The organism is Aequorivita sinensis, from assembly GCF_006346335.1.
GTDB classification, from domain to species: Bacteria; Bacteroidota; Bacteroidia; order Flavobacteriales; family Flavobacteriaceae; genus Aequorivita; species Aequorivita sinensis.
In genome coordinates this window covers 29819-53398 of sequence record NZ_VDMC01000003.1, presented here as the reverse complement: position 1 = coordinate 53398, position 23580 = coordinate 29819, and the positions used below count along the sequence as shown (strand labels likewise).

Annotated in this window: 24 protein-coding genes; 10 read left to right on the top strand and 14 right to left on the bottom strand. The window is 34.1% G+C overall.

What is annotated here, in order from left to right; translation table 11 throughout:
* Positions 1-42: 42 nt before the first annotated feature.
* The 7 genes from FHP04_RS05955 to FHP04_RS05925 all read left to right on the top strand — a co-directional run bounded on the left by FHP04_RS05955 (position 43) and on the right by FHP04_RS05925 (position 6719).
* Positions 43-1881, top strand: a complete 1839-nt coding sequence (locus FHP04_RS05955) for an ABC transporter ATP-binding protein (RefSeq protein WP_139855088.1) — start codon at positions 43-45, stop codon at positions 1879-1881.
* Between the two features lie 126 nt (positions 1882-2007).
* Positions 2008-3168, top strand: a complete 1161-nt coding sequence (locus tag FHP04_RS05950; protein WP_139855087.1) for a DUF3095 family protein — start codon at positions 2008-2010, stop codon at positions 3166-3168.
* Positions 3169-3198: 30 nt separating this feature from the next.
* Complete coding sequence (locus tag FHP04_RS05945; protein ID WP_139855086.1) at positions 3199-3597, top strand: hypothetical protein; 399 nt, start codon at positions 3199-3201, stop codon at positions 3595-3597.
* A gap of 93 nt (positions 3598-3690) precedes the next feature.
* The gene (locus FHP04_RS05940; RefSeq protein WP_139855085.1) at positions 3691-4146 is read left to right on the top strand and encodes a DUF1801 domain-containing protein; all 456 of its coding nucleotides are present in this window, start codon (positions 3691-3693) and stop codon (positions 4144-4146) included.
* Between the two features lie 72 nt (positions 4147-4218).
* Complete coding sequence (locus FHP04_RS05935; RefSeq protein WP_139855084.1) at positions 4219-4959, top strand: AAA family ATPase; 741 nt, start codon at positions 4219-4221, stop codon at positions 4957-4959.
* 59 nt (positions 4960-5018) lie between these two features.
* A complete protein-coding gene (rlmF, locus tag FHP04_RS05930; RefSeq protein WP_139855083.1) occupies positions 5019-5864 on the top strand; it encodes a 23S rRNA (adenine(1618)-N(6))-methyltransferase RlmF in 846 nt (281 codons plus the stop codon).
* A 27-nt stretch (positions 5865-5891) separates the two neighbouring features.
* Entirely contained in the window at positions 5892-6719 is an 828-nt protein-coding gene (locus FHP04_RS05925) for a DUF1853 family protein (protein ID WP_139855082.1), read from the top strand.
* Between the two features lie 35 nt (positions 6720-6754).
* On the opposite strand, the gene FHP04_RS05920 is transcribed toward FHP04_RS05925, so the two are convergent.
* From FHP04_RS05920 to FHP04_RS05880, 9 genes are all read right to left on the bottom strand, one after another.
* Positions 6755-8146, bottom strand: a complete 1392-nt coding sequence (locus tag FHP04_RS05920; protein WP_139855081.1) for a M20/M25/M40 family metallo-hydrolase — start codon at positions 8144-8146, stop codon at positions 6755-6757.
* An 18-nt stretch (positions 8147-8164) separates the two neighbouring features.
* Positions 8165-9043 (bottom strand): PPK2 family polyphosphate kinase, encoded by an 879-nt coding sequence (locus tag FHP04_RS05915; RefSeq protein WP_139855080.1) that lies wholly within the window; start codon positions 9041-9043, stop codon positions 8165-8167.
* A 71-nt stretch (positions 9044-9114) separates the two neighbouring features.
* Complete coding sequence (locus FHP04_RS05910; protein ID WP_139855079.1) at positions 9115-10278, bottom strand: sigma-54-dependent transcriptional regulator; 1164 nt, start codon at positions 10276-10278, stop codon at positions 9115-9117.
* Between the two features lie 2 nt (positions 10279-10280).
* Positions 10281-11201 carry a DUF6268 family outer membrane beta-barrel protein gene (locus FHP04_RS05905; protein WP_139855078.1) on the bottom strand — a complete coding sequence of 307 codons (921 nt, stop codon included), beginning with the start codon at positions 11199-11201 and terminating at the stop codon, positions 10281-10283.
* A 7-nt stretch (positions 11202-11208) separates the two neighbouring features.
* Positions 11209-12132, bottom strand: a complete 924-nt coding sequence (locus tag FHP04_RS05900) for a mechanosensitive ion channel family protein (protein ID WP_139855077.1) — start codon at positions 12130-12132, stop codon at positions 11209-11211.
* A gap of 5 nt (positions 12133-12137) precedes the next feature.
* Entirely contained in the window at positions 12138-13445 is a 1308-nt protein-coding gene (locus FHP04_RS05895) for an ABC transporter permease (protein WP_139855076.1), read from the bottom strand.
* A complete protein-coding gene (locus tag FHP04_RS05890; RefSeq protein ID WP_139855075.1) occupies positions 13446-14378 on the bottom strand; it encodes an ABC transporter ATP-binding protein in 933 nt (310 codons plus the stop codon). It lies immediately after the preceding gene.
* 275 nt (positions 14379-14653) lie between these two features.
* Positions 14654-15769 (bottom strand): molecular chaperone DnaJ, encoded by a 1116-nt coding sequence (gene dnaJ / locus FHP04_RS05885; protein WP_139855074.1) that lies wholly within the window; start codon positions 15767-15769, stop codon positions 14654-14656.
* A gap of 1 nt (position 15770) precedes the next feature.
* Positions 15771-16319, bottom strand: a complete 549-nt coding sequence (locus tag FHP04_RS05880; protein ID WP_139855073.1) for a nucleotide exchange factor GrpE — start codon at positions 16317-16319, stop codon at positions 15771-15773.
* Positions 16320-16473: 154 nt separating this feature from the next.
* Between FHP04_RS05880 and FHP04_RS05875 the strand changes: the two genes are divergently transcribed.
* A complete protein-coding gene (locus FHP04_RS05875) occupies positions 16474-17127 on the top strand; it encodes a YceI family protein (protein WP_139855072.1) in 654 nt (217 codons plus the stop codon).
* A 59-nt stretch (positions 17128-17186) separates the two neighbouring features.
* Here the strand turns inward: FHP04_RS05875 and FHP04_RS05870 are convergent, their stop codons facing one another.
* The 3 genes from FHP04_RS05870 to FHP04_RS05860 all read right to left on the bottom strand — a co-directional run bounded on the left by FHP04_RS05870 (position 17187) and on the right by FHP04_RS05860 (position 19441).
* Positions 17187-18101 carry a TIGR01777 family oxidoreductase gene (locus FHP04_RS05870; protein WP_139855071.1) on the bottom strand — a complete coding sequence of 305 codons (915 nt, stop codon included), beginning with the start codon at positions 18099-18101 and terminating at the stop codon, positions 17187-17189.
* Between the two features lie 145 nt (positions 18102-18246).
* A complete protein-coding gene (gene mnmD / locus FHP04_RS05865; RefSeq protein ID WP_139855070.1) occupies positions 18247-18921 on the bottom strand; it encodes a tRNA (5-methylaminomethyl-2-thiouridine)(34)-methyltransferase MnmD in 675 nt (224 codons plus the stop codon).
* Positions 18922-18925: 4 nt separating this feature from the next.
* Positions 18926-19441: a DUF4920 domain-containing protein gene (locus FHP04_RS05860; protein ID WP_139855069.1), complete on the bottom strand. Its 516-nt coding sequence runs from the start codon at positions 19439-19441 to the stop codon at positions 18926-18928.
* A gap of 110 nt (positions 19442-19551) precedes the next feature.
* Here FHP04_RS05860 and FHP04_RS05855 point away from each other — a divergent pair, with 110 nt between their 5' ends.
* Positions 19552-20622 carry a branched-chain amino acid aminotransferase gene (locus tag FHP04_RS05855; protein ID WP_139855068.1) on the top strand — a complete coding sequence of 357 codons (1071 nt, stop codon included), beginning with the start codon at positions 19552-19554 and terminating at the stop codon, positions 20620-20622.
* A gap of 100 nt (positions 20623-20722) precedes the next feature.
* Here the strand turns inward: FHP04_RS05855 and FHP04_RS05850 are convergent, their stop codons facing one another.
* On the bottom strand, positions 20723-21109 hold the full coding sequence (locus FHP04_RS05850; RefSeq protein ID WP_139855067.1) for a pyrophosphohydrolase domain-containing protein: 387 nt from the start codon (positions 21107-21109) through the stop codon (positions 20723-20725).
* Positions 21110-21251: 142 nt separating this feature from the next.
* Here FHP04_RS05850 and FHP04_RS05845 point away from each other — a divergent pair, with 142 nt between their 5' ends.
* Positions 21252-21440, top strand: a complete 189-nt coding sequence (locus FHP04_RS05845; RefSeq protein WP_139855066.1) for a hypothetical protein — start codon at positions 21252-21254, stop codon at positions 21438-21440.
* A 77-nt stretch (positions 21441-21517) separates the two neighbouring features.
* Here FHP04_RS05845 and FHP04_RS05840 read toward each other — a convergent pair whose 3' ends face one another.
* Positions 21518-23557, bottom strand: coding sequence for a dipeptidyl-peptidase 3 family protein (locus FHP04_RS05840; RefSeq protein WP_139855065.1), 2040 nt, complete (start codon positions 23555-23557; stop codon positions 21518-21520).
* Between the last annotated feature and the right edge of the window lie 23 nt (positions 23558-23580).

The window sequence follows — 23580 nt, the reverse complement described above, 5'->3', positions numbered from 1 at the left end:
AAAATTATGAATTCATACTTCTTAATTCAGAATTAAAAATAAATGGCAAGACGAATCCCAAAATCTATAACCGATAAGAAAGAAAAAACTAGCGTTAAAGACTCCTTCAAAGCACTAAAAACGATTCCTAGATTTTTTAGAGAAATATTTAAAAGTAGTCCGAAACTTTTCTTACTTAATATCTTCAGTAGGTTAATTAATGCTTTTACTCCTGTTGTAATTCTTTGGGTAGGTAAAATGATTATTGATGAAATCATACTTCAAGTTTCGTTAGAGGATAAAGATTTTACTCAATTATGGAATTTGGTGCTTATTGAATTTGCCGTGGTAGTGCTTTCAGATTTGTTGGGTAGGTTGATAAATCTAACCGATGGACTTTTAGGAGACCTCTACTCCAACGATTCTTCCGAAAAGATAATCCGAAAAACTGCCGAACTAACTATTGCCCAACTAGAAGACCCTGAGTTTTACGACAAGCTAGAACGTGCTAGAACCCAAACCAACAGCAGAGTTGAATTAATGAGTAACGCTTTAGGACAGGCTGAAAGTGTAATTTCAATATTTTCATTAATAGCAGGATTGGTATATTTTGAACCTATATTAATTCTAATTCTTATACTTAGTATTATTCCATCTTTTATTAACGAAGCCAAATTTAGCAGTACCCGCTATTCACTTGCTAGAAGTTGGACCGCAGAAAGAAGAGAATTAGACTATTTACGATTTATTGGAGCTAACAATCAAACTGCTAAGGAGGTTAAACTTTTTGGACTTACTGATTTTATTGCTGAGCGATTTAAAGATCTTTCCAATGAATATTATCACCTCAATAAAAAACTTTCGTTGAAACAAAGTTTATACGGTTCTCTGTTCAACATTCTAGGGATATTGAGTTATTATGGCGCCTATGTTTATATTATTTTAAGAGTACTTACTGGAGTTATTTCAATCGGGGAACTTACTTTCCTTTCTGGATCATTCAACAGACTACGCAACAACCTACAAGGCTTTTTCTCACGATTTACTCGTATTTCGGAAAGCGCGTTATACCTTCAGGATTATTTCGATTTCTTAGATTTAAAAATCGAACAAACTTCCGAAGCCAAAACACCTATTCCCGAAACCATTACACAAGGTTTTCAAATAAACGATTTACATTTTGCTTATCCTGGCAGTAAAACTGAAGTGCTAAAAGGTGTTACTTTTACTATGAAGGCAGGAGAAAAAATGGCTTTTGTAGGGCAAAATGGAGCTGGTAAAACAACACTTATAAAACTTTTTCTACGTTTTTATGAACCTACAAAAGGTGAAATATTATTAGATGGAATAAACATCAATAAGTTTGATGTTGACGAATACCGAAATCGATTTGGAGTGATTTTTCAGGATTTCTTTAAATATGAATTTACCCTTCGTGAAAACATTGCTGTAGGGAACATTTCTGAAATCGATAATGATGAAACCATTGGTTACGCCGCCAGTAAAAGTTTAGCAGAACAAGTTGTAAGCGAAATGGAAGACGGTTTAGAACAACGCCTTGGAAGACGTTTCTATCAAGGGCAAGAACTGAGCGGCGGACAATGGCAAAAAGTAGCCCTCGCTCGCGCCTATATGAAAGACGCCGATATTATGGTACTTGACGAACCCACTAGTGCTCTTGATGCACAAGCAGAATACGATGTTTTTGAACGATTTATAGCACTTACCAAAGGAAAAACTAGCATTATTATCAGCCATCGGTTTAGCACAGTACGTATGGCAGACCGAATTTTGGTGTTGCAAAACGGCCAAGTATTAGAGCTAGGCACTCACGAGGAGTTAATGGCAAACCCTAAATTGTACTCGGAGTTGTTTAAGTTGCAGGCAGCGGGGTATCAGTAGGGTTTGAGAACGAAATTGAAATTGAAATTGAAAACGAAGATGAATATGAAGATGAAGATGAAGTTTGAAAGTATAAAATGAACCAAAAATAGTAATTAGCCACCTTAACATAACCCCAAAGACTAAATGAACGATTTAAAATTCTATGCAAGATTAAAAAGTTCTAATGAATCGCTTATAGAGCTATTGGCTAGTGAATCTAGTTTTTCTAATGTTCCTAGCAATTGGCAGGTGGTGGTTGTAGACATCCAAAATTCTACCCATGCTGTTAAGGAAGGCAAACACCATCAAATAAACTTGACCGCAACTGGAGCAATAATTTCAGTTTTGAACACGATTAGAAAAGAGGGAAAGAATGTAGAAATCCCATATTTTTTTGGAGGTGATGGCTCCACTTTTATTGTCCCCAAAGCACTTCTATCTAAAGTTACCTCTGTTTTAGAAAATTACAGACTACATATTAAACGCAAAACCAAGCTAATCCTTAGAGTTGGGTATATTTCAGTGGAAGAGTTAAACGATCAAAAAACTACAATAAAAATAGCCAAACACCGACTTACTGAACAATTAACAATTCCCATTGTTTTAGGAAACGGTTTAAAAAAAGCTGAGGAAATCATTAAAGCTAATTTTATAGAAAATAATGCTACAAGTTTTAAAAAAGACCTTCTCAATTTAGAAGGAATGGAATGCAGGTGGAAGGAAATTAATCCGTCACAAACTAAAAATAAAGTTATTTGTTTACTGTTGGATGCCACAGACGAAGCTATTCAAATTGAAGTCTATAGTGAAGTTCTATCCAAAATAGACTCGCTTTTTGGCACATTTAAAAACAGACAACCTATAAAATCTCAAAATCTTAAATTGAATTATAGTATTTACAATATTTGGGAAGAAATGAAAATTAGTCTCGTCAATAAAAGTTGGATCTACTTATTTAAAAATTGGTTTTCAACACTTATAGGAACACTATATTTAAGAATAACTTCCACTGGAAAACAATATTTACAACAAATAAGTCAGTTGTCACACACATTTATGCTCGACGGTAAGGTTAATACAATTTTTACTGGGGAACAAAGTAAAATAGACGCGTTTTTAGAATACTTAAATCAACTAGAAAAAGAAAAGAAAATCATATTTGGCATTCATATTACCCACGCTTCCGTAATGTCTTGTTATGTCCTAGATAGAAAAACAAAGCATTCTCATTTTGTTGATGGCACGGAAGGTGGTTACACCTCAGCGGCCAAAATGTTCAAAATGAAATTGAAGGGTTTAAAATGATTTTATAAATGAAACGTAAAAGCAGTGCAAATGAAACAGCTCCCAAAAGTCACTACTGCAATAAGCTTCCTAATATTTTTAGCAGTTGTTTTTGCTTTATTTCAGGGTAGAAAAAGTGAATGGATAAGATTACAAAACATCGATAATTTTCTGCCAGAATTTTATTCTCATATTTCAAATTTCTGTTTAAGCTATATTCTTTATTCGGGGATTGGATATTTTTGGATTATGGCGGGTGTAAAATTTAAATATATAGTAGGCTTAGGAATCGTAATATTAGCAAGCAATTTTATATTTGAACTTTTTATAAATGTTTTAAATACTCCAGACATTATAGACGCATATTACGGAGTTACAGGAACTTTATTCGCCTTATTATTTCTTTTTATTAGTTATAAATTTGGGTTTAAAGCCATTAAGCCAGAATAAATCTATAAATTTATTTATAGAATACAATAGAATTAAATTACAATTCTTCTGTAAAAACTTTAATTTTAGCCCAACACAATCAAAACTCTCATTATGCAATCTAAAGCTACTACAGCAGACCAATATATTTCTGAACTTCCTGAAGTCCGTCAGGAGGTAATGAAAAAACTTAGAGAAACTGTAAAGTCTAATCTCCCTAAAGGTTTTGAAGAAACTATGCAATACGGAATGATTAGTTATGTTGTTCCGCATAGTATTTATCCAGATGGATATCACTGTAAACCTACAGATGCGTTGCCTTTTTTAAGTATTGCTTCTCAAAAAAATCACATCGCATTTTACCATTCGGGAGTCTATGCAGATCCTGAGCTTTTAGATTGGTTTGTTAATGAATATCCAAATCACGCCACAGGAAAATTAGACATGGGCAAAAGCTGTGTTCGATTTAAAAATCCTAAGAACATTCCTTTTGACCTCTTAGGTGAGCTTAGCTCGAAAATTACTGTTGAGCAATGGATTGAAAAATATGAGAGTGTTTTAAAGAGGTAGAAATTACTTCTTCGCAATCTGACGCTCATTTCAAAACCTTCGCTATTTTTGCATTCTCAAATAAAGAGGCAAATGGCAATATCAGACTATATTCTCAACTCAGATGAAACTACTATTGGATTAGATGAAATCCATTTGAGTGATTCTAATAAAAATGCTTTAAATCAGTTATTAAAAGAATTTAAGCATTTGGAGATTTTAAGCAAGTATAAACTTCCTGTTGATAATAAGATATTTCTTTTTGGTCATACAGGTTGTGGTAAAACGACTACTGCCAAAGCCATTGCACAAGCTTTAGGCAAAAAAATAATCATCTTAAACCTTGGAACTGTTGTCTCTTCCCGTTTGGGCGAAACTGCCAAAAACATTACAGATGTTTTTAAAAAAGCTATGCGCGAAAAAGCGGTGTTGTTTTTAGATGAATTTGATTCCATCGGAAAACTTCGAGATCACGACGACAAGGATTCTTCAGAAATGAAACGCCTTGTGAATACCGTAATTCAGTTAATTGATGAAATGCCTAATGAAACCTTATTAATTGCTGCAACAAACCATCCTAAGGTGATTGATTCTGCTTTGCTAAGAAGGTTTCAATTAAGACTGGAGTATGTTTTGCCAACCAGCAAACAACTAGATAACTATTACGACACGCTGTTAAAACCTTTCCCTGAAGAATTTAGAAATATTAAACGCAGCTATAACATTTCGTATGCTGAAGCAAAGGACATAACCTTCAGCGCAGTAAAAAATGCAATTATAGCAAGTGAAGAGGCTAAGGAAAAAGCAGGGATTCGTGAAAATATAGAACAATAGGCTAAGTAACGAGAGAACAGTGATGATTGTAGTATCTTTACAGTTCTAAAAAACTACTCGTGCATCTAAAGAACCCATTCAACAAAGACTATAAGTTCAATAATCTTATAGCTAAACATCCCCCATTAAAGTCTTTCGTATTTGAAAACGAATACGGAAATCAAACAATTAAATTTGCAGACAGCCAAGCTGTAAAAGCACTAAACACTGCCCTACTTAAGGAACATTTTGGTGTAAACTATTGGAATATTCCTGAAAATAATCTCTGTCCTCCAATTCCTGGGAGATTAGATTACCTATTGCACGTTGCAGATTTAGTATCAGAAAAAGACATTCATCTATTGGATATTGGTACTGGAGCAAACCTTATTTACCCTATTCTTGCAAGTACTCATTTTAATTGGAAATGTACAGCTAGCGAAGTGAACACAGATTCATTAAGCAATGCACAGGAAATAATTGATGAAAACGAAGCTTTAAAAAACATTGTACTTCGACACCAACAGTTCAAAAGCAATATTTTAGAACATATAATTCTGCCTACCGACGCTTTTGATGTTGTAGTTTGTAACCCACCTTTTTTCAAAAACCGAACAGATGCCGAAAAGAGCAACTTAAGAAAATTTGAAAATTTAAAACTCAGTGAGGATAAAACTCAAAATTTTGGGGGATTGAGTAACGAACTTTGGTACAAAGGTGGCGAAGAAGCATTTATTAAAAAAATGGCTGAAGAAAGTGTTCAGTTTAAAGATCAAGTACGTTGGTTTACCTCTATTGTTTCACAAAAAGAAAACCTAAAAAACATAAAACGCGCCATCAATAAAACGAAACCAACTGAAGTGAAAATTATAGAGATGGAGCAAGGCAATAAACAAAGCCGCTTCGTTGCTTGGACATTTAAATAAATTACTTTTTTAAAATACTTTTATCTTTTGAATCCAAAAGTGCCAAATATTTTAAACTTATTCCTTAAAGCTCCCGTTTTAAAAATTACCACGGAACAGTATCCTTTTTCTAATTTTGAGTTATTAGAGGAAAAAATTTCTGATAGTGAATTCAGTTTTCCAACAAATCTAGTTCTCGGTATGCAAGCCGAAGCTTGTTTTGAAGCAATTTTAAAGATGTCTAAAAAACATGAATTGCTGCTTGCAAACCTTCAAATTCATGCTTCGAATACTGTCAATAACCAAAAAGAAACTTTAGGCGAACTAGATTATATCGTTAAGGATTTAATTACAAAGGAAGTTAGTCATATAGAATTAGCCTGCAAGTTCTATTTATACGATAAAAACAACAGCACTTCAGAAGAAGAAAAATGGATTGGTCCGAATAGAAAAGATACACTTTACGACAAACTGGAAAAGGTAAAATTTAAGCAATTCCCGTTACTTCATAATCCTGAAACCATTCAAAGGTTAGAAGACCTAAATGTTGAATTTCCTACTTCCCAGAAATTATGCATAAAAGCATTTCTATTTCTTCCCAAGGAAATTAGCAGTGACTCATTCCCTAAAAATTACACTAGCTGTCTTGTTGGGCATTGGATAAAGCATCAGGATTTTAATAAGGAGGATAAAACTGCCAAGTACGCCATCCCAACAAAAAAAGAATGGCTCTTACCAATTGAAACTATTGAAGAATGGCATACGTTTTCAGAAATTGAGAAGCTGATAAATGAACAGGTTCAAAATAAAAAGTCACCTTTAATCTATAAAAAAACGCCCCATACAATGGAGCGTTTCTTTGTGGTTTGGTGGTAGCTATTTTTTAGTCATCACTACCAACTAAATTAAGTTTATTTAGCTCCGTAAGTATCCATTAGATACATCAAGCTTGCCATAGTTGCAGCACCGAGCTCTAGCTCCCGCTTATTAATTTTATCGAAAGTGTCATTTTCGGAATGGTGAATGTCGAAATATCTTTGCGAGTCTGGTTGTAGTCCAGCAAGAACATCTATATTTCCTTTCATTGGGCGAATATCTGCACCACTATAACCTTCGGTAAATAAATGAATAAAATAGGGTTCAAATAAAGGTGCCCAAGAGCGAATTTGTGCAACGTTAGCCGCATCAGTTTCAAGAGAAAAACCTCTTGGTGTAAACCCACCGCTATCACTTTCTATGGCAAAAACGTGTTTTTCATTTTTACTTTTAATTTCCTCAGCATATTTTTTACCTCCGCGTAAGCCATTTTCCTCATTCATAAACAACACAACGCGAATAGTATGTCTTGGTTTGTAGTTAAGCTTTTTAAACAAGCGTAACACTTCCATACTTTGCGTCACTCCTGCCCCATCATCGTGGGAGCCATCGCCATTATCCCAACTATCTAAATGTCCGCCCACAACCATATATCGATCTGGGTAAACACTACCTTTAATTTCACCAATTACGTTGTACGACAAAACATCGTCCCAAATCTTACAGTTTTGTTTAAAGTAAAATTTCAAATTTGGATCAAGTTTTAATAAACTGCTAAGTAATTCTGCTCCGTTTGTACTAATGGCAGCCGCTGGAATATATTTAGACTCAGGGGTCTTTCCATAGCTCATAGCACCAGTGTGAGGCGCGTCGTCCATTTTATGTGAAAGGGAACGAACAATTACCCCTACAGCTCCGTATTTTGCCGCGTGTTCGGCACCAGAAAAACGTTGATCTGATGCTCCACCATAAGCATAACCAGTATGGATAAACTCAGGATTCATCGGCCTATTAAAAAATACAATTTTCCCTTCGACCTTTTCTTTTCCCAAAGCTGCCAATTCGTCGAAGCTATGTACTTCAATAACTTCAGCTTTTAAACCTAGGTTTGGTGTTGGTATGGAGCCACCTAAAGCACTAATATGTGTTTCAGTTTTAATACCTGAACTTCCTTCAATATATGCGTATTCTTTAAAACCGCGAGTCCATTTTGGGACCATTACAGGCTGTAGCCAAACTTTGTCTAAACCAAGTTCGTTAAGTTGAGCTTCGGTGTATTTTACAGCGTATTCTGCTTCAACTGAACCAGAAAGTCTTCCACCAATTTCGTTGGACAAATAATCTAACCAATCGTAAGCTTTTCCGTCGGTTAAGGCAGTATTATACAGCTTCTTCAACATAATTGAATCCTTAGTAGGATTTTGTGAAATTGCTATAAATGAAAAAAGAAATGTAAGAATTAAAGTGGGGATAAAATTTATTTTCATTGTATTTTGTTGAGAGTATTAATCATTTTTAAGCCTTTCACGATATTCTGAAATTTTCGCCTTTATGTCATCATCCAATTCAGGCTCTTTAATATCAGTGTATTTTTGTAATTCTTGAAGCATTATTTCTGCAACAATATATCGTGCAGCTTTTTTATCATCTGAAGGAATTATATACCAAGGTGCTTTAGGTTTTGAAGTGCGATTAATCGCTTCTTCGTAATACTTTTGGTATTCATTCCAAAGTTCGCGCTCATCTAAATCACCTGGAGAGAACTTCCAGTTTTTATTAGGCTTGTTTAAACGACGTAATAGGCGATATTTTTGTTCTTCTTTTGAAAGATTTAAAAAGAATTTAAAAATAATAGTGCCATTTTCCTGAATGGTTTTTTCAAAATCATTTATTTGCTGAAAACGTTTGTCCCAAAACTCATCGGTGATATCATCCAAGCTATTTACATCTGGTAAATTTTCACCTAGAATATATTCTGGATGTACCCGTGTAACCAAAACGTTTTCGTAGTGGGTACGATTAAACACACCAAACTTTCCTCGTTCTGGTAGCGCTATATAATGACGCCATAAATAATCGTGGCGTTTCTCTAAAGAAGTAGGTGTCTTGAAACTGTGAACTACTACTCCACGAGCATTAAAATCTTTGAAAACCTCACGAATTAAGCTGTCTTTTCCAGCAGTATCCATTCCTTGAATACACACTAAAACACCATATTTCCCGTGAGCATAAAGTGTATCTTGAAGATCTCCAAGCTCCTTTCGAGTTTTTTTCAATGCTTTCTTTAACTTCTTTTCTGAAGCATCTAAATCTACTTTTGTTTTTGTGTCTTTTATATGTATACTTTCAGAAACCTTAAAGTCTTCGATTTTTATGTCTTTCATATCTAATATTTTTAAAGAGAAGGACCTCAACCCTTCTACAATTACTATTTAAACACCGCTGTTAGCACTTCTTATTTACTAGCAAATAACTTTACATCCTCTTCGCTTATTTCTTTGCCACCAAGGATAATCAAACGCTCTACTACATTTCGTAACTCACGAATATTTCCTGTCCAATCAAATTCTTGTAATAACTCAATAGCTTTTTTTGAAAATTTTTTTTGAGCCGTTCCGTGATCTGTTGATATTTTTTCTGAAAAATACTCAACTAATAATGGAATATCGTCTCTTCTATCGTTTAATGAAGGAACTTTTATTAGAATAACCGCTAATCTGTGATATAAATCTTCACGAAAATTGCCTTCAGCTATTTCCTTTTTTAAGTCTTTATTGGTAGCAGCAATAACACGAACATCTACTTTTATATCTTTATCACTTCCCACTCTTTGAACTTTATTTTCTTGTAAAGCTCTTAGTACTTTAGCTTGGGCAGATAAACTCATATCTCCAACTTCATCTAGGAAAATAGTTCCTTTATTAGCAGCTTCAAATTTTCCTGCTCGATCTTTATTTGCAGATGTAAAAGCACCTTTAACGTGACCGAACAGCTCACTTTCTATCAATTCACTTGGAATGGCAGCACAGTTTACTTCTATCATTGGACCTTTATTTCTGTCGCTTTTTTGATGAAGCCAATGCGCAACAAGTTCTTTACCTGTTCCGTTGGGGCCTGTGATTAAAACGCGGGCTTCCGTTGGAGCCACTTTTTCAATCATATCCTTTATCTTCTCAATTTCTGGAGAATCCCCAACCATTTGATAGTTTTTAGACACCTTCTTTTTAAGACGAGTATTTTCAACTACCAACTCTTTTCGATCAAGAGCTATTCGTACAGTATTTAGTAAACGGTTTAAATCTGGTGGTTTTGAAATATAATCGAAAGCTCCTAATCGCATGGTATTAACAGCTGTATCAAGATCACCGTGTCCAGATATCATTACCATTGGTATTTCAGGCTTTATCTTTTTTACAGCTTCCAAAACCTCAACACCATCCATTTTTGGCATTTTGATATCACACAGCACAAGATCAAAATCTTCTTTTTTAATAATCTCCATTCCTGCAAGACCGTCTTCAGCTTCAAAAACTTCATAATCTTTATTCTCTTCAGTAAGAATTTTAACTAAAACTCTTCTGATTGCTGCTTCGTCTTCTATAATGAGTATTCTTGGCATTTTTAATATTTAAATTTTATTCCAGCCCTAAAATAAGGCGATTTTTCTGAATTAATCTGATATATCTTATCTCCATCACCATCTTCCAGTCTAAAGTTGTTATAAACCGAATGCGCGGCGTAAGTATAAAACACTAAGTGTTCTGTAAAAAAATGTTCGTAACCCAATCCTGTTAAAACTATAGTTGTTTGAATACTTTCTGCAACTTTTGTTCCTGAGCTTTGTATAGAAATGGGCACAAAATTCTGTTGTAAATTGGCATAATCGTTATCTAAAGTTGCAAACGCTTGAATTGCATCTTTATGACTATCATTTAAATAATGCCTGATATTTGTTTTAGGCACACCGATTGTAAAAGTCCAATTAGGATGAAATTCTTCATAATAATTCAAAATTGGCAGTGGCAACCATCTCCCTGGTGTCGTTGAATAAGTAAGTCCAGCAATTAATCTATATGGGTTTTTACCCTCTGGCACATCTTTTCGTTTATCATTTATAGCGTAAACTCCAACTTCATACGTAAAATCATCTGCTATTAAACTACCTTCAACGTCACTCTGAACTTTAGCCCCAACCTTCATTCCTAAGCGCCATTCGTCACTATACTTCCAAGTATATCCTAAGTAAAGATCCATACGTTTTACAGAACTAACTTGATTTGATCCAAATGCAAGTTTATCATTGTCATCCTTAATATTTACATCAAGATAACGATACTCTGCACCAACAACAAAAAAATCACTTCTACCCTTTTTCAAAGGAATTGGAGATTGTAACAAAACTCTATACCTCTGAATAGAATTATTCGATTTTGAAAGTGGTAAATTCAAAAACTCAACTCTAGCCAAATCGGTAGTTTGAGCTTTCACTCCCAAACCGATTAGTCCGATGAAGACAATTAACAAATTGAGCCTATAATTCATAAATGATTTATTCTTCTGAAGAAATCTTTAAATCTGTATTACTACTTGTTGTTCTTGCGAACATATGTATGTCACTTTGGGGATAAGGTATTGCAATCTTATTTTCTCTAAGCTTAGCGTCGATTTTAAATCGTAATTCGCTTTTTATTCTAGGTTCGGAAAAACTATCGTTAATAAAGAAATATACACCAAACTCAAGAGCCCATTCCCCAAAATCATTAAAAAAAACAAATGGTTTTGGATTCTTCAGAACTCCTTTTTGAGTAGACACTGCTTCAATTAATATTCGCTCAACTAATCTTGTGTCACTTCCAAAGGGAATTCTCACTTTAATAAACTCCCGCGTTGTTGTATGATTTTGAGTATAATTCTTAAAAGTATTAATTAAGAACTTGTGATTAGGAATAATTAATATTTTATCATCACGTGTTATAGCTCTGGTACTACGAAGTTTTATTTCTATAATCCTACAAACCTTATCTTCAACTTTAATAATGTCGCCAATTAAAAGCGACTTATCCATAATGATATAAATTCCTCCTATTATATCTTGAAAAAGCTCCTTTAAAGCTAACCCTAAACCAACTAATAAAGCAGCAGAAGCAGCGAGTATAGGAGTTATATTAAAGTTTGCTAAACTTAAAACCGTAAAAAAAACTATAATATATACGGCTGCTTTAAAATATTTAAACAAGCTGATAAATTTTTGCTTATCAGCTGAGTCCATTTGCCTAGTTATAAGCGAACGTGTAAATTTTAAAGCAAAATGAGTAGCTATATATGAAACTATAAGTAATAGCAATAATCCAATGGTGACTCCCACTTGGTTATCACCCTCACCAAAGTAGAATCCTAGATCCAAAAATCTCTTTATTGTACCTAGAACATCTTCTTTAACTACAGTTTCTATTTTAGTTACTTTGTTATTCACATCTATTAATACTTAAGCCATTTAAAAATTTCTTTATACGATGGTTTCTTTCCATACATCAAAATTCCTACGCGGTAAATTTTTGCAGCAAACCAAACCATCCCTATGAAAGTACCAAATAAAATTAATACTGAAACAACTTGTTGCCAAATTGGTACACCAAAAGGTATACGCATTAGCATCACTACAGGAGATGTAAAAGGAATATAAGAAAAAACTTGTGATACTGTACCATGTGGATTATCTATCACTGTAAAGAAACCTACGTAAACTGCTAAAATAAGAGGCATTAAAATAGGCATCATAAATTGTTGTGTATCGGTTTCGCTATCAACAGCAGCTCCAACAGCAGCGTATAATGAAGCATACAATAAGTAACCTCCAACAAAAAACAGAACAAACATTATAATAAGGTTTGTAATTGGCAGATTATTAATTTCTATTAAAATATCGTTTAAAACCTGCTGAGTCCCTCCGTCTATAGTACTTTCTATTGCTTGCTGAGAAGGTGAGCCAGCTGAAGGGTCTATTCCGAAAACTGATGTCACTACAGTCATTAATACCAAGATTAAAATCACCCAAATTAAAAACTGAGTAATTCCTGCAAGCGTGGTTCCAAATATCTTTCCTAACAATAATAAACGAGGTTTTACCGATGAAATTATAACTTCTATAACCCTACTTGTTTTTTCTTCAATAACACTTCGCATTATCATATTACCATAAATAATGATAAACATAAATAGCAGATAACCTGCCGCTCCACCGAAGATTAATTTTAAGCCTGAGCCAAGTTTTGACGTCTCCTCACCTTTAAAAGTTTCTTGATTTGCATTAATGTTAATACGAAGGTCTTTTATAACATCAGAATCCATTCCGGCTTCTTTTAACTTCAGCGTATTCACTTTACTTTCAAGCATTTTATTAATACTATTCATAAAAGGGAGTGACGGTGATTCTTCTGAAAAAAATGTAATTCCTTTTGAAATAGACTCTAAACTTTCTGAATCGGGAATATATAAAAGCCCATAAGTTTCATCGGTTTGAGCATCTTTTTTAGCTTCATCTAATGAAATATTTGGCAGTAATATATAATGCGTTTGTGCTGTGCTTTTAAATTCAGTTAAGAACAATCCACTCTCGTCCAAAACTGAAATCTTGCGAACTGTGTCATTATTTAAATTAGACAAATAAGCAACTAGTGCAAAAATCCCAACAAATATAATGGGACTTAAAAAAGTCATAATAACAAACGACTTATTGCGGACCTTGGTAAGGTATTCTCTTTTTATTATTAATGGAAGATGATTCATCTATAATTGGTTGTTTTGGATGGTTTCAATAAAAATGTCGCTCGCTGAAGGAATTACCTCAACAAAGTGAGTTAATTGCCCTTGAGATGTAAGATAGTTCACAAACTCATTAGTAGATACCGAATCTGGCAACTTCACTTTATATTTAAGTTCCTCGTTTATACTTTTGAAGGTTGTTGGGAAAATTTCAAACTTCTCTTTTAAGGAAGCTGTTGTTGCTGCGTGATTAGGAGTTATTAATCCAATTTCAAAAATGTTGTTTTTATATTGTCTTTTAATATCCACTAGCTTTCCATCTAGAATTTTATTGGATTTATTAATTAACGCGATATGATCACACATTTCTTCTACCGATTCCATTCGGTGTGTAGAAAAAATTACAGTTGCTCCGTCATCGCGTAATTTTAATATTTCATCTTTAATTAGATTGGCGTTAATAGGATCAAAACCACTAAAAGGCTCATCAAATATCAACAATTTTGGGTTGTGTAAAACGGTAACCACAAATTGAATTTTTTGCGCCATACCTTTTGAAAGTTCTTGGATTTTTTTATCCCACCAATCACCGATATCTAGTCTATCAAACCAATATTTAAGTCTTTGTTTCGCTTCTTGTTTTGAAAGCCCTTTTAGTTGAGCCAAATACAATGCTTGCTCTCCTACTTTCATAGTTTTATACAAACCTCGTTCTTCAGGCAAATATCCTATATATCTTACATGGTCTGGTTTAAGTGGTTCGCCATCTAAAATTACCGAACCAGTATCTGGCATTGTAATTTGATTGATAATTCGAATTAAAGTTGTTTTTCCAGCTCCATTTGGCCCTAACAACCCAAAGATGCTTCCTTTTTCTACCTCAATAGACACATCGTTTAGCGCTGTGTAATCTCCGTAGTTTTTGGAAACATTATTAACTACTAAAAGTTTTTCCATAAAATTTATTTGTAAGGTGTAAATATATTGATTTGAGAGTCTAAGAGCACTTTTTGAAGCTAACTTTTAAGAAATTTTTAGACTCTAGTTTAATAGCAATTTTTGTAGACTAGTTTATACAATTATCTAGAAAACAATAATGCCCTAAATGCAAAACCCACCCAAAAACCTAAGCTTTTGGGTGGGAAAAAAATTGCTATGAAAAAGAAAAATTGCCGCCTCTTAGACGAAGCGACAATTCAAATATATACAAATTATTTTAATTTAACGTTTGTTTAAGAAAACATGTCTTTAACTTTTTCAAAAAATGACTTGTCTTCCTTTTCTGGGTTTGGTTCAAAATGTTGATCGTTAGCCATTTTTTCAAAAAATTCTCTTTGCTCTTTCGAAAGAGATTTTGGTGTCCAAACATTAACGTGAACTAGCAAATCACCAGTACCATAACCATTTATACTTGGTATACCTTTACTGCGGAGTCTTAAAATTTTTCCACTTTGTGTACCCGCTTCAATTTTAATTCTAACTTTTCCTGTTACAGTTTCTATTTCTTTAGAAGTTCCTAAAGCTGCATCAGAAAAACTTATATATAAATCGAAATGTAAGTTGTCTCCTTCACGTTGTAAGCTTGGATGAGGTTTTTCTTCAATAGCAACCAATAGATCGCCAGGAACTCCATTCCCCGGAGCATCGTTACCTTTTCCAGAAACTTTTAATTGCATTCCATCTACAACACCAGCTGGAATTTTAATTGAAACTGTTTCCTCGGTGACTAACATTCCGTCAGCATCTGAATTTGCAGGTTTCGAATCTACAATTTGCCCTAATCCTCCACAAGCACTACAAGGAGCTGAAGTTTGCATACGCCCCAAAATTGTATTTTGGATACGGGTAACTTGCCCTTGTCCATTACAAGTAGGACAAGTTTTATAAGTTGTTCCTTGTGCTAGTTTCTTGCGTTTTACTTTAATTTTCTTTTCTACACCAGTAGCAATCTCTTCTAAGGTAAGTTGTACACGAATACGTAAATTACTCCCTTTTACAGTTCTACGTCCGCCGCCACCAAAGCCACCGCCTCCGAAGCCACCTCCGAATGCGCCGCCAAAGATATCGCCAAACTGGCTGAATATGTCATCCATATTCATACCACCGCCACCGAAGCCACCACCGCCTTCAAAGGCTTGATGACCAAATTGGTCGTAACGTGAACGTTTGTTCGGGTCGCTAAGCACTTCGTAAGCTTCTGCAGATTTTTTAAACATTGCTTCCGCTTCATCATCCCCAGGATTTTTATCAGGGTGATATTGAATTGCTTTTTTACGATATGCCTTTTTTATTTCGGCAGTCGTTGCATTTTTTGAGATTCCTAATATTTCGTAATAATCTTCCTTCATATTATTGTCCTATAACCACTTTTGGGTAGCGGATAATTTTCTCACCTAAAGTGTATCCCTTTTCTACCACATCAATTATTTTTCCTTTTAATTTTTTGTCTGGAGCTGGAATCTGAGTAATTGCTTCGTGTGCTTCAGAATCAAAAGTGTCGCCCTGTTTAACCTCCATCATCTCTAATCCTTTAGAACGAAGAGTTTCACGCAGTTTATTATTGATAAGTTCTACACCCTTAAAGTGATCGTCTCCTATTTTTTCAATTTCTTTTAGCGCTCTTTCAAAATCGTCTAAAACCGGTAATAATGATATTATAACATCTTCACCTGCTGTTTTAAACATTTCTATGCGTTCGCGAGAGGTACGCTTTTTATAATTTTCAAATTCTGCGAAAAGACGCAAGTAGCGATCTTTTTCATTTTGAAGTTGATCTTGCAATTCGGCTAAAGGATCTGTTTCGTTTTCTTCAGCAATCTCCTGCTCATTATTCATTTGTTCATCTAAACCTACTTCTTCCTGAAATTCGGTTTCTTTGTTTTTATCATTTTTGCTCATAGCGAGAATTCTTTCAGTTTTTCAAGAGGGAGCAAAAGTACTGCCAATTGTTGTAAAATGTCAAAATGTCACAGCTTTTAATTTAATATTAATTTAAGATATTATGTTTCAATTAATATTACTTTTGCGCTCCAATAAATATTTAAAATAAACTATGAAATCAACAACCTTAAAAATTACATTACTAGCCTTTTTGGCAGCAGCAACATTTTCTTGTAAAAATGCTGAAAAAGAAACTGAAGTTGCAGTAGAAACTCCAGCAGAAGCAACTGAAGCAGCAGTAGAATACAACGTAGACCCAGCAGCTTCTGAAATTAAGTGGGAAGGTGAAAAGCCTACTACAAAACACTTCGGAACTATTTCACTTAACTCTGGTGTATTCCATTTAAACAATGGAGTTGTAGAAGCTGGAAAATTTGAAATAGACATGAACTCAATTAATGTTCAAGACTTAGAAGGTGAATACAAAGATAATTTAGAAGCTCACTTAAAAGGAACAGTTGAAGGTAAAGAAGGAGACTTTTTCAATATTAAAGAATATCCAACTGCTAAATTTGAGTTGACTGGTATCGAAAACAACGTAGTGAAAGGTAACTTAACTATTAAAGGTAAAACTAACGCTATTGAGTTTCCTGCAACTGTAACTACTGAAGGTGATAAAATGACGTTAAAGAGTGATGCTATTGAATTAGACAGAACAAAGTGGGGTATCAACTTTGGTTCTAAGTCTATTTTCGACAACCTAGGAGACAAATTTATTAGTGACATTATGAAAATTGAAGTTTCTTTGGTAGCTAATAAAGCTTAATCAAAAAAATTGTCATAAAACTAAAAAGAGGCCATTTTGGCCTCTTTTTTTATTTCGTATTATTCTTTCAAAACATCTTCTAGCGCATTGTCTAGATTATAATATTTAAATTGATATCCTAGCTTTTCTAATTTCTTAGAACTAACAAGCTGCCCTTCTAAAACTAATACAGACATTTCCCCCAGAACTAATTTCAACACAAATGCCGGTATGTTTGGCAACCAAAGAGGACTGTCAAGTTTTGAAGCTATCATTCTTGTCATTTTTTTATTCTGAACGGGATTTGGGGCTACAGCATTAAACTTTCCTTCTAACTGATTATTGAGTAAGAAAAGATAAATTGCTGCAATATCTTCTATATGTATCCAAGACTGCCATTGCTCGCCACTGCCTAATGGAGCACCAACACCTAATTTAATAGGTTTTATAATTTGGGGTAATGCACCTGCTCCTTTTGCCAAAACCATCCCTGTACGAACTTTGGTAACCTCCATCCCGGCATTTTTAAATTTTGCTGTGGCAGCTTCCCAAGAAGAAACAACATTTGCTAAAAATGAATCATCGGTAGCTTTATCTTCTTCAGTGTAAAGTTTTGTTTTGGAATTGGGGTAGATATTTATTCCACTAGCTGAAATAAAGTGGACTATATTGTGATCTATCTTTTGAAGTGTGTCATAAAGTAAGTTAATAGACGTTACCCTACTGTCGATAATAGTTTTTTTATAACTATCTGTCCACCTTTTTGCAATAGTTGCTCCTGCTAAATTTATTATAGCAGTAACACCTTCAAAAACTTTAGCATCTATTTCACCTTTTTTTGGGTTCCAATAAAACCCTTTGTAATTATCGGTATTTTCAATTTTTTCTTTACTTGTAGTAAGATAATGAACAGCGATCCCATTTTTGTGACATTGATTTACCAATTCACTTCCCACAAGTCCTGTAGCTCCAGTTATCAACACTTTCTTCTTCATAATTTTAAATTTATAAATTCAAAAAGAAACTACAAAGTGTCTTAACGGAAGATTGTGAAATAAGCATCGTAATGTGATTAATTGAAGTTCCTCAACTACTTTTTAATGATAAAAACAAAAATGCAGATTAGGAATTTTCTGACTTTCAAAGTTCCAGTTTTGTCGCTCTCATCATTTCTTTTTTTCCTGGAGGACCGGGAATTCGTTCAACAGAAAACCCAACAGCTTGCATTGCACGACGGGCATTTCCGTTTGCGGCATAAGTTACTAATACTCCGTTTGGCTTTAAAGCATTGTACATCAGTTGAAAAATTTCTTCAGTCCATAAATCTGCTTGCACTCGAATTCCAAAAGCGTCGAAATAAATTAAGTCTATGTTGCTTTCAAGAGTAATTTCTGAGAAGAACATTTTATTTTTTAGAAGGTGAAAATTATCTGAAATTGATGATTTTTTTTCCCAAGAAGTATTGTGCAGTGTTAAAAACCCTTCTTCTGAAGCATTTAACAGTTCTGGGTAATTTAAGGTTTCAATTTCAGAAACTTCTAAAGGATAAGCTTCAACGCCAGTGTAAGTAATATTGAAGTTGTGCTTTTCTGTTTCTAATAAAGTGAGAAATGCATTTAACCCTGTGCCAAAACCAATCTCTAATATAGAAATATCTTTAGATGAATTATTGTCAGTCCAATAATAAAGTCCTTCTTTTATAAAAACGTGAAGCGCTTCGGCTATGGCCCCATGCTTAGAATGGTATTGTTCATTCCATTCTGCTATATGCAAAGTGTAAGAGCCATCGCCTGTTTTAAGAATTGAACGTTTCAAAATACTATTCCTTTTCTACTTCTGGAATAAGTACACCATCAGCTTCAAAGGCTAGTGTTCTTTTTACTTCGGTAATGGCTGCTATTTCTTCTTTTGATTTCCCACCATCTTCTGCGTAGTGACGCTGGTCTTCAATACTCATCTCCTCTATATAAGCTTTTCCATTAACAATGATTTCTTGTCCTGTAATATCTTTCGGCATGAAAAAACCATAATCTTTAAAACGAACCATAGCTTCATCATTACCTAAGTCAAGATTCATCCAACATCCTTTTTTCTGGCATACATCGTTTACAGTTGTAGTAAATTTCACATTTACAGTATCTCCAGGTTTTAAAGCGTTGTATTTTTCAATCATTTCAGTCTTTGTCAATACACCTTCATCTGTGATTTCATCTCCAAAAGACTGATAATTTATCGCTACCTCTTCCACTTGAGAATTAGATGACTCCTCTTTTTGCTCATTTTTACAGCTAAAAACTGCAAATGAAATTGCGAGTACTAATAATATTTTTTTCATTTTTAAATAATTATTATATTATTGATTGTTATTGTATTGCAATTTTAAGGATTTTTTAAATTTTTAATGGTCTAAATTTTACCTATTTTTACCGAATAAATGAAAATTAAATGAATTCTTCTATTACTCCAAAATTAAACATACTTAAAACAGAAACTTCTAGAGTTAAAGAAGTTGATTTTGACAACCTTGTTTTTGGAAGCACATTTACCGATCACATGTTCGAATGCGATTTTAAAAACGGCGAATGGCAAAATCCAACAATTAGACCGTACGGTAATTTATCAATCTCACCTGGTGCCAAAGTCTTTCATTATGGCCAAGCCGTTTTTGAAGGAATGAAAGCCTATAAAGATGAAGATGGTAAAGTTTGGTTATTTAGACCACAACAAAATTTCGAGCGAATTAATAAATCGGCTAAGAGATTAGCGATTCCTGAATTTCCTCGTGATATTTTCTTTGAAGCTTTGACCACCCTTGTACGTATGGATAAAGAATGGATTCAACCAGGACTTGGAAACTCATTGTACATTCGTCCATTTGTAATGGCGACTCAAGTTGGAGTTTCTGCTTCACCATCAACCGAATATAAGTTTATGATTCTAGCAGCTCCCGCTCAAGCATATTATACTGGTGATGTAAGAGTTGTTATCGCCGACCATTATAGTCGTGCTGCAAACGGAGGTGTAGGTGCTGCAAAAGCTGCTGGAAACTACGGGGCACAATTTTACCCAACAAACCTGGCACGCGAAAAAGGATTCCACCAAGTAATTTGGACGGACGATAGTGAACATAAATATCTAGAAGAGGCAGGTACAATGAATGTTTTCTTTAGAGTGAATGACACCTTAATTACCGCTCCTGTAAGTGATAGAATTTTGGATGGAGTAACCCGAAAAAGTGTTATTGATATTGCAAAACACAATAATATAGATGTAGAAGTACGTCCTGTTCTAGTATCGGAAATTGTTGAAGCTGCAAAAGACGGAAGTTTAAAAGAAATTTTTGGCGCGGGAACTGCAGCAGTTATAAGCCCTGTAAGTGCTATTGGCCATAAAGAGAATGTTTACGAACTCACTAAACCTGAAGACAGCTACTCTGCTCGATTTAAGAAAGACTTAATGAGTATCCAACACAATATTACTGAAGATCCATTTGGCTGGAGGTTTGAGGTAAAGTAAAAAGAAACAAGAAATTAAAAGTGCCGGCTAGGTACTTAAATATAAAATCCAAATTCCAAAGGTTCTAACCATCTGGAATTTGGATTTTTCTTTTTATAATTTATTTTTCAAGTATCTCTTTAATTTTTGGCTGAAAATAACTCGGGCCTTTTAAAACCTTTCCATCTTCTCGGTAAATAGGTTTGCCATCTGCTCCTAACTTACTCATATTACTTCGTTGAATTTCGTCAAAAACCTCTTCAATTTTATGTTGCATACCATGCTCAATTATGGTTCCACATAAAATGTATAGCATATCGCCCAAGGCATCTGCAACCTCAACTAAATCGTTATTATTTGCAGCTTCAAGGTACTCTTCATTTTCTTCTCGCATTAATTTGTAACGCAACAGATTTTTATTAATTCCAAGTTCAGCAGTTGGAGCGTCTTTCATACCAAGACCAAATGCTTTGTGAAATTCTGCTACTGCAGCTATTTTGTTTTTCATTGTATTTTTTTGAGGTTAGACTTCTTCAATTATTGAAAAAAGAATTAAAATACAGGTTTTCAGAATTTACATTGATTCTTGTGAATCCTGAATCTTGTTTGCACTTTAATCCTTACTTTTACAGCCATAAAACTACAAATTTATGTTCACAACTGGTCAATGGGTTTTTACTGCTTTGTTTTTTATTGTTTTCGTGATTATCATAGCTTTTAGCTATCGAAGCGATAAAAAACTTCATAAAAAATACTACAAAGGAAGTATTTGGGTGTTGATTGGTTTTATAGCTTTTGTATTACTCTTGGTTATGGTTAAAACATATTTTAAACCTTAAATTGAATTCAATTTATTTTAAAACAAAAAGCGCTTCGGGAATTCCGAAGCGCTTTTTTTATAAGTTGAAAACTAAAATTAGTTTACAGCAGGCAAATTACTATAGTTTTTTCCATAGTACAACATCTGCTCAGCAAATGTTTTTGGCTGCTCAATTGTAAAGCTTTCAATTTCGCCATTATCATTCATTTTTGGAACAATTACAGGATTTACAAAACCGCTATATGGCGCAGATGTAAACTGCTTGTTACGCTCTAAAATTTCTTTATGAAGGTCGTAATCTACTTTTACACCGTAAGTTTCAACAAGTTTTTCTACAGCTGCATAATCTCCTTCACTCTTAATTCTTTGAGTTTCTCTTAATAACTGACCGAATAAATCGTGTAATTTATCATAGTCGTTAATATTGTAATAAGTTTTGCCATCACGAGTAACTTTTTCAATTACATTGTCAGCTTTTCCTTTTTCGTAAACCCAAGAAGACACCCACTGACGGTTACGCATATGTGCTTGTACAACATCATCACCAAGGTTAAGACGAATTAACTGCGTCATCAAACCATTTCTGATATAGCCATCATAAGCAGCCATTCCCACTTTTTTCCAATCATCAACTAATCCTAACTCTTGTAATTTTGGAGTGTATAAATAGTATAATCCTACTAAATCCGCACGACCTTCTTCTAAAGTTGAAGCGTAATTCTTAAGTGTTTCTTTTGTTTCACCTACACCAGGATTTAATTGTCCTGAAGCGTGACCAATTACTTCGTGAAGTGCTGTGTGAAGTTTGTCAGCTACTTGTCCGTATTCTTTTTCTAATGCTAGCTCTTCGTCATCGTGAACAAATTCTTTTAATCTTCCTGAACTACCAGCGTTATTGTATGCTTCAATAATGTTACCCAATGAAACCGACTTACTTCCTACTGCTGCACGAATCCAGTTAGCATTTGGAAGGTTTACTCCAATTGGTGTACTTGGAGAAGCATCACCAGCTTCGCCTGCTACGTTTACTACTTTATAAGTAACACCTACAACATTTTTCTTTTTGTGCTCTTCCATCAATGTTGAGTTATCTTCAAACCATTGTGCGTTTTCAGAAAGTACAGCCATTTTTTCAGACATATCAAAATCTTTAATCTGTACAATGCTTTCGAAAGTACCTTTATACCCTACAGGATCCTGATAAACTTCAATAAAACTGTTGATGTAATCAATATTTCCTTCCGTAGCAGCTGTCCAAGCAACGTTGTAATCGTCCCAAGTTTGAAGGTCTCCTGTTTTGTAATATTCTATTAACAAACCAATAGCATCACCTTGAGCTTTATTTTCAGCTACACCTTGAGCCTTTTCAAGCCACTCGATAATTCTATCAATTGCCTCGCCATAAAGTCCGCCCGACTTATACACCAATTCTTTTACCTCACCATTCTCTTTAACTAGTTTTGAGTTAAGACCAAAAGACAATGGCTTTTGTGGATCTGGCGACTGCTTTTTTGAATAGAAATTTTCTACATCTTTAGTAGTAATATCAGCTCCGTAAAAGTTTACAGCGCTTTTAGCTACGTTATCAATTCCTTTAGACTGATCAACTTTTGTAGCGTCTTTATCATCAAAGATTACATCAAATGCTTCACCTTCTAAAGTAGTGTTTGTATCACTTAATAACTGCTTAAGATAATCTGAAGAGAATTCAGGCTTAATCTTGTTACTTGCATAATGATGATGAATACCATTACTAAACCAAATTCTTTTTAAGTAGGTTTCAAAATTATTCCAGTCAGTAGAAGACTTATCACCCTCATAATTTTGATACACATTTTCTAATGCCTTTCTGATAGTAAGGTTGTGTCTATAATTCTGATCCCAGATTATATCTCTTCCCTCTAATCCTGCTTGAGTAAGGTAATAAACTAGTTTTTGTTCTTTCAAAGAAAGTTTTTCCCATCCTGGAATTTGGTAACGCAAAACTTTGATATCTGCAAATTGCTCTACTGAATAGTCAAAATCTTTATTTTCTTCAGTTTCTACTTGTGCAGTTGGTTTTTCATCTTTTTTCTCATTACAAGAAAAAAACAACAAACCACTCATTGCCATTGCAATAAATAAGGTTTTCTTCATTTTATTTAAATTTGTATTAAACG

Coding starts and splice junctions, on each gene's coding strand:
- FHP04_RS05840 (WP_139855065.1), bottom strand. CDS start 23,557: ATGAAGAAAACCTTATTTATTGCAATGGCAATGAGTGGTTTGTTGTTT.
- FHP04_RS05955 (WP_139855088.1), top strand. CDS start 43: ATGGCAAGACGAATCCCAAAATCTATAACCGATAAGAAAGAAAAAACT.
- FHP04_RS05875 (WP_139855072.1), top strand. CDS start 16,474: ATGAAATCAACAACCTTAAAAATTACATTACTAGCCTTTTTGGCAGCA.
- FHP04_RS05910 (WP_139855079.1), bottom strand. CDS start 10,278: ATGCCAAGAATACTCATTATAGAAGACGAAGCAGCAATCAGAAGAGTT.
- FHP04_RS05845 (WP_139855066.1), top strand. CDS start 21,252: ATGTTCACAACTGGTCAATGGGTTTTTACTGCTTTGTTTTTTATTGTT.
- FHP04_RS05950 (WP_139855087.1), top strand. CDS start 2,008: ATGAACGATTTAAAATTCTATGCAAGATTAAAAAGTTCTAATGAATCG.
- FHP04_RS05945 (WP_139855086.1), top strand. CDS start 3,199: ATGAAACAGCTCCCAAAAGTCACTACTGCAATAAGCTTCCTAATATTT.
- FHP04_RS05895 (WP_139855076.1), bottom strand. CDS start 13,445: ATGAATCATCTTCCATTAATAATAAAAAGAGAATACCTTACCAAGGTC.
- FHP04_RS05860 (WP_139855069.1), bottom strand. CDS start 19,441: ATGAAAAAAATATTATTAGTACTCGCAATTTCATTTGCAGTTTTTAGC.
- FHP04_RS05920 (WP_139855081.1), bottom strand. CDS start 8,146: ATGAAAATAAATTTTATCCCCACTTTAATTCTTACATTTCTTTTTTCA.
- FHP04_RS05870 (WP_139855071.1), bottom strand. CDS start 18,101: ATGAAGAAGAAAGTGTTGATAACTGGAGCTACAGGACTTGTGGGAAGT.
- FHP04_RS05880 (WP_139855073.1), bottom strand. CDS start 16,319: ATGAGCAAAAATGATAAAAACAAAGAAACCGAATTTCAGGAAGAAGTA.
- dnaJ (WP_139855074.1), bottom strand. CDS start 15,769: ATGAAGGAAGATTATTACGAAATATTAGGAATCTCAAAAAATGCAACG.
- FHP04_RS05855 (WP_139855068.1), top strand. CDS start 19,552: ATGAATTCTTCTATTACTCCAAAATTAAACATACTTAAAACAGAAACT.
- FHP04_RS05935 (WP_139855084.1), top strand. CDS start 4,219: ATGGCAATATCAGACTATATTCTCAACTCAGATGAAACTACTATTGGA.
- FHP04_RS05850 (WP_139855067.1), bottom strand. CDS start 21,109: ATGAAAAACAAAATAGCTGCAGTAGCAGAATTTCACAAAGCATTTGGT.
- FHP04_RS05905 (WP_139855078.1), bottom strand. CDS start 11,201: ATGAATTATAGGCTCAATTTGTTAATTGTCTTCATCGGACTAATCGGT.
- FHP04_RS05890 (WP_139855075.1), bottom strand. CDS start 14,378: ATGGAAAAACTTTTAGTAGTTAATAATGTTTCCAAAAACTACGGAGAT.
- FHP04_RS05940 (WP_139855085.1), top strand. CDS start 3,691: ATGCAATCTAAAGCTACTACAGCAGACCAATATATTTCTGAACTTCCT.
- FHP04_RS05915 (WP_139855080.1), bottom strand. CDS start 9,043: ATGAAAGACATAAAAATCGAAGACTTTAAGGTTTCTGAAAGTATACAT.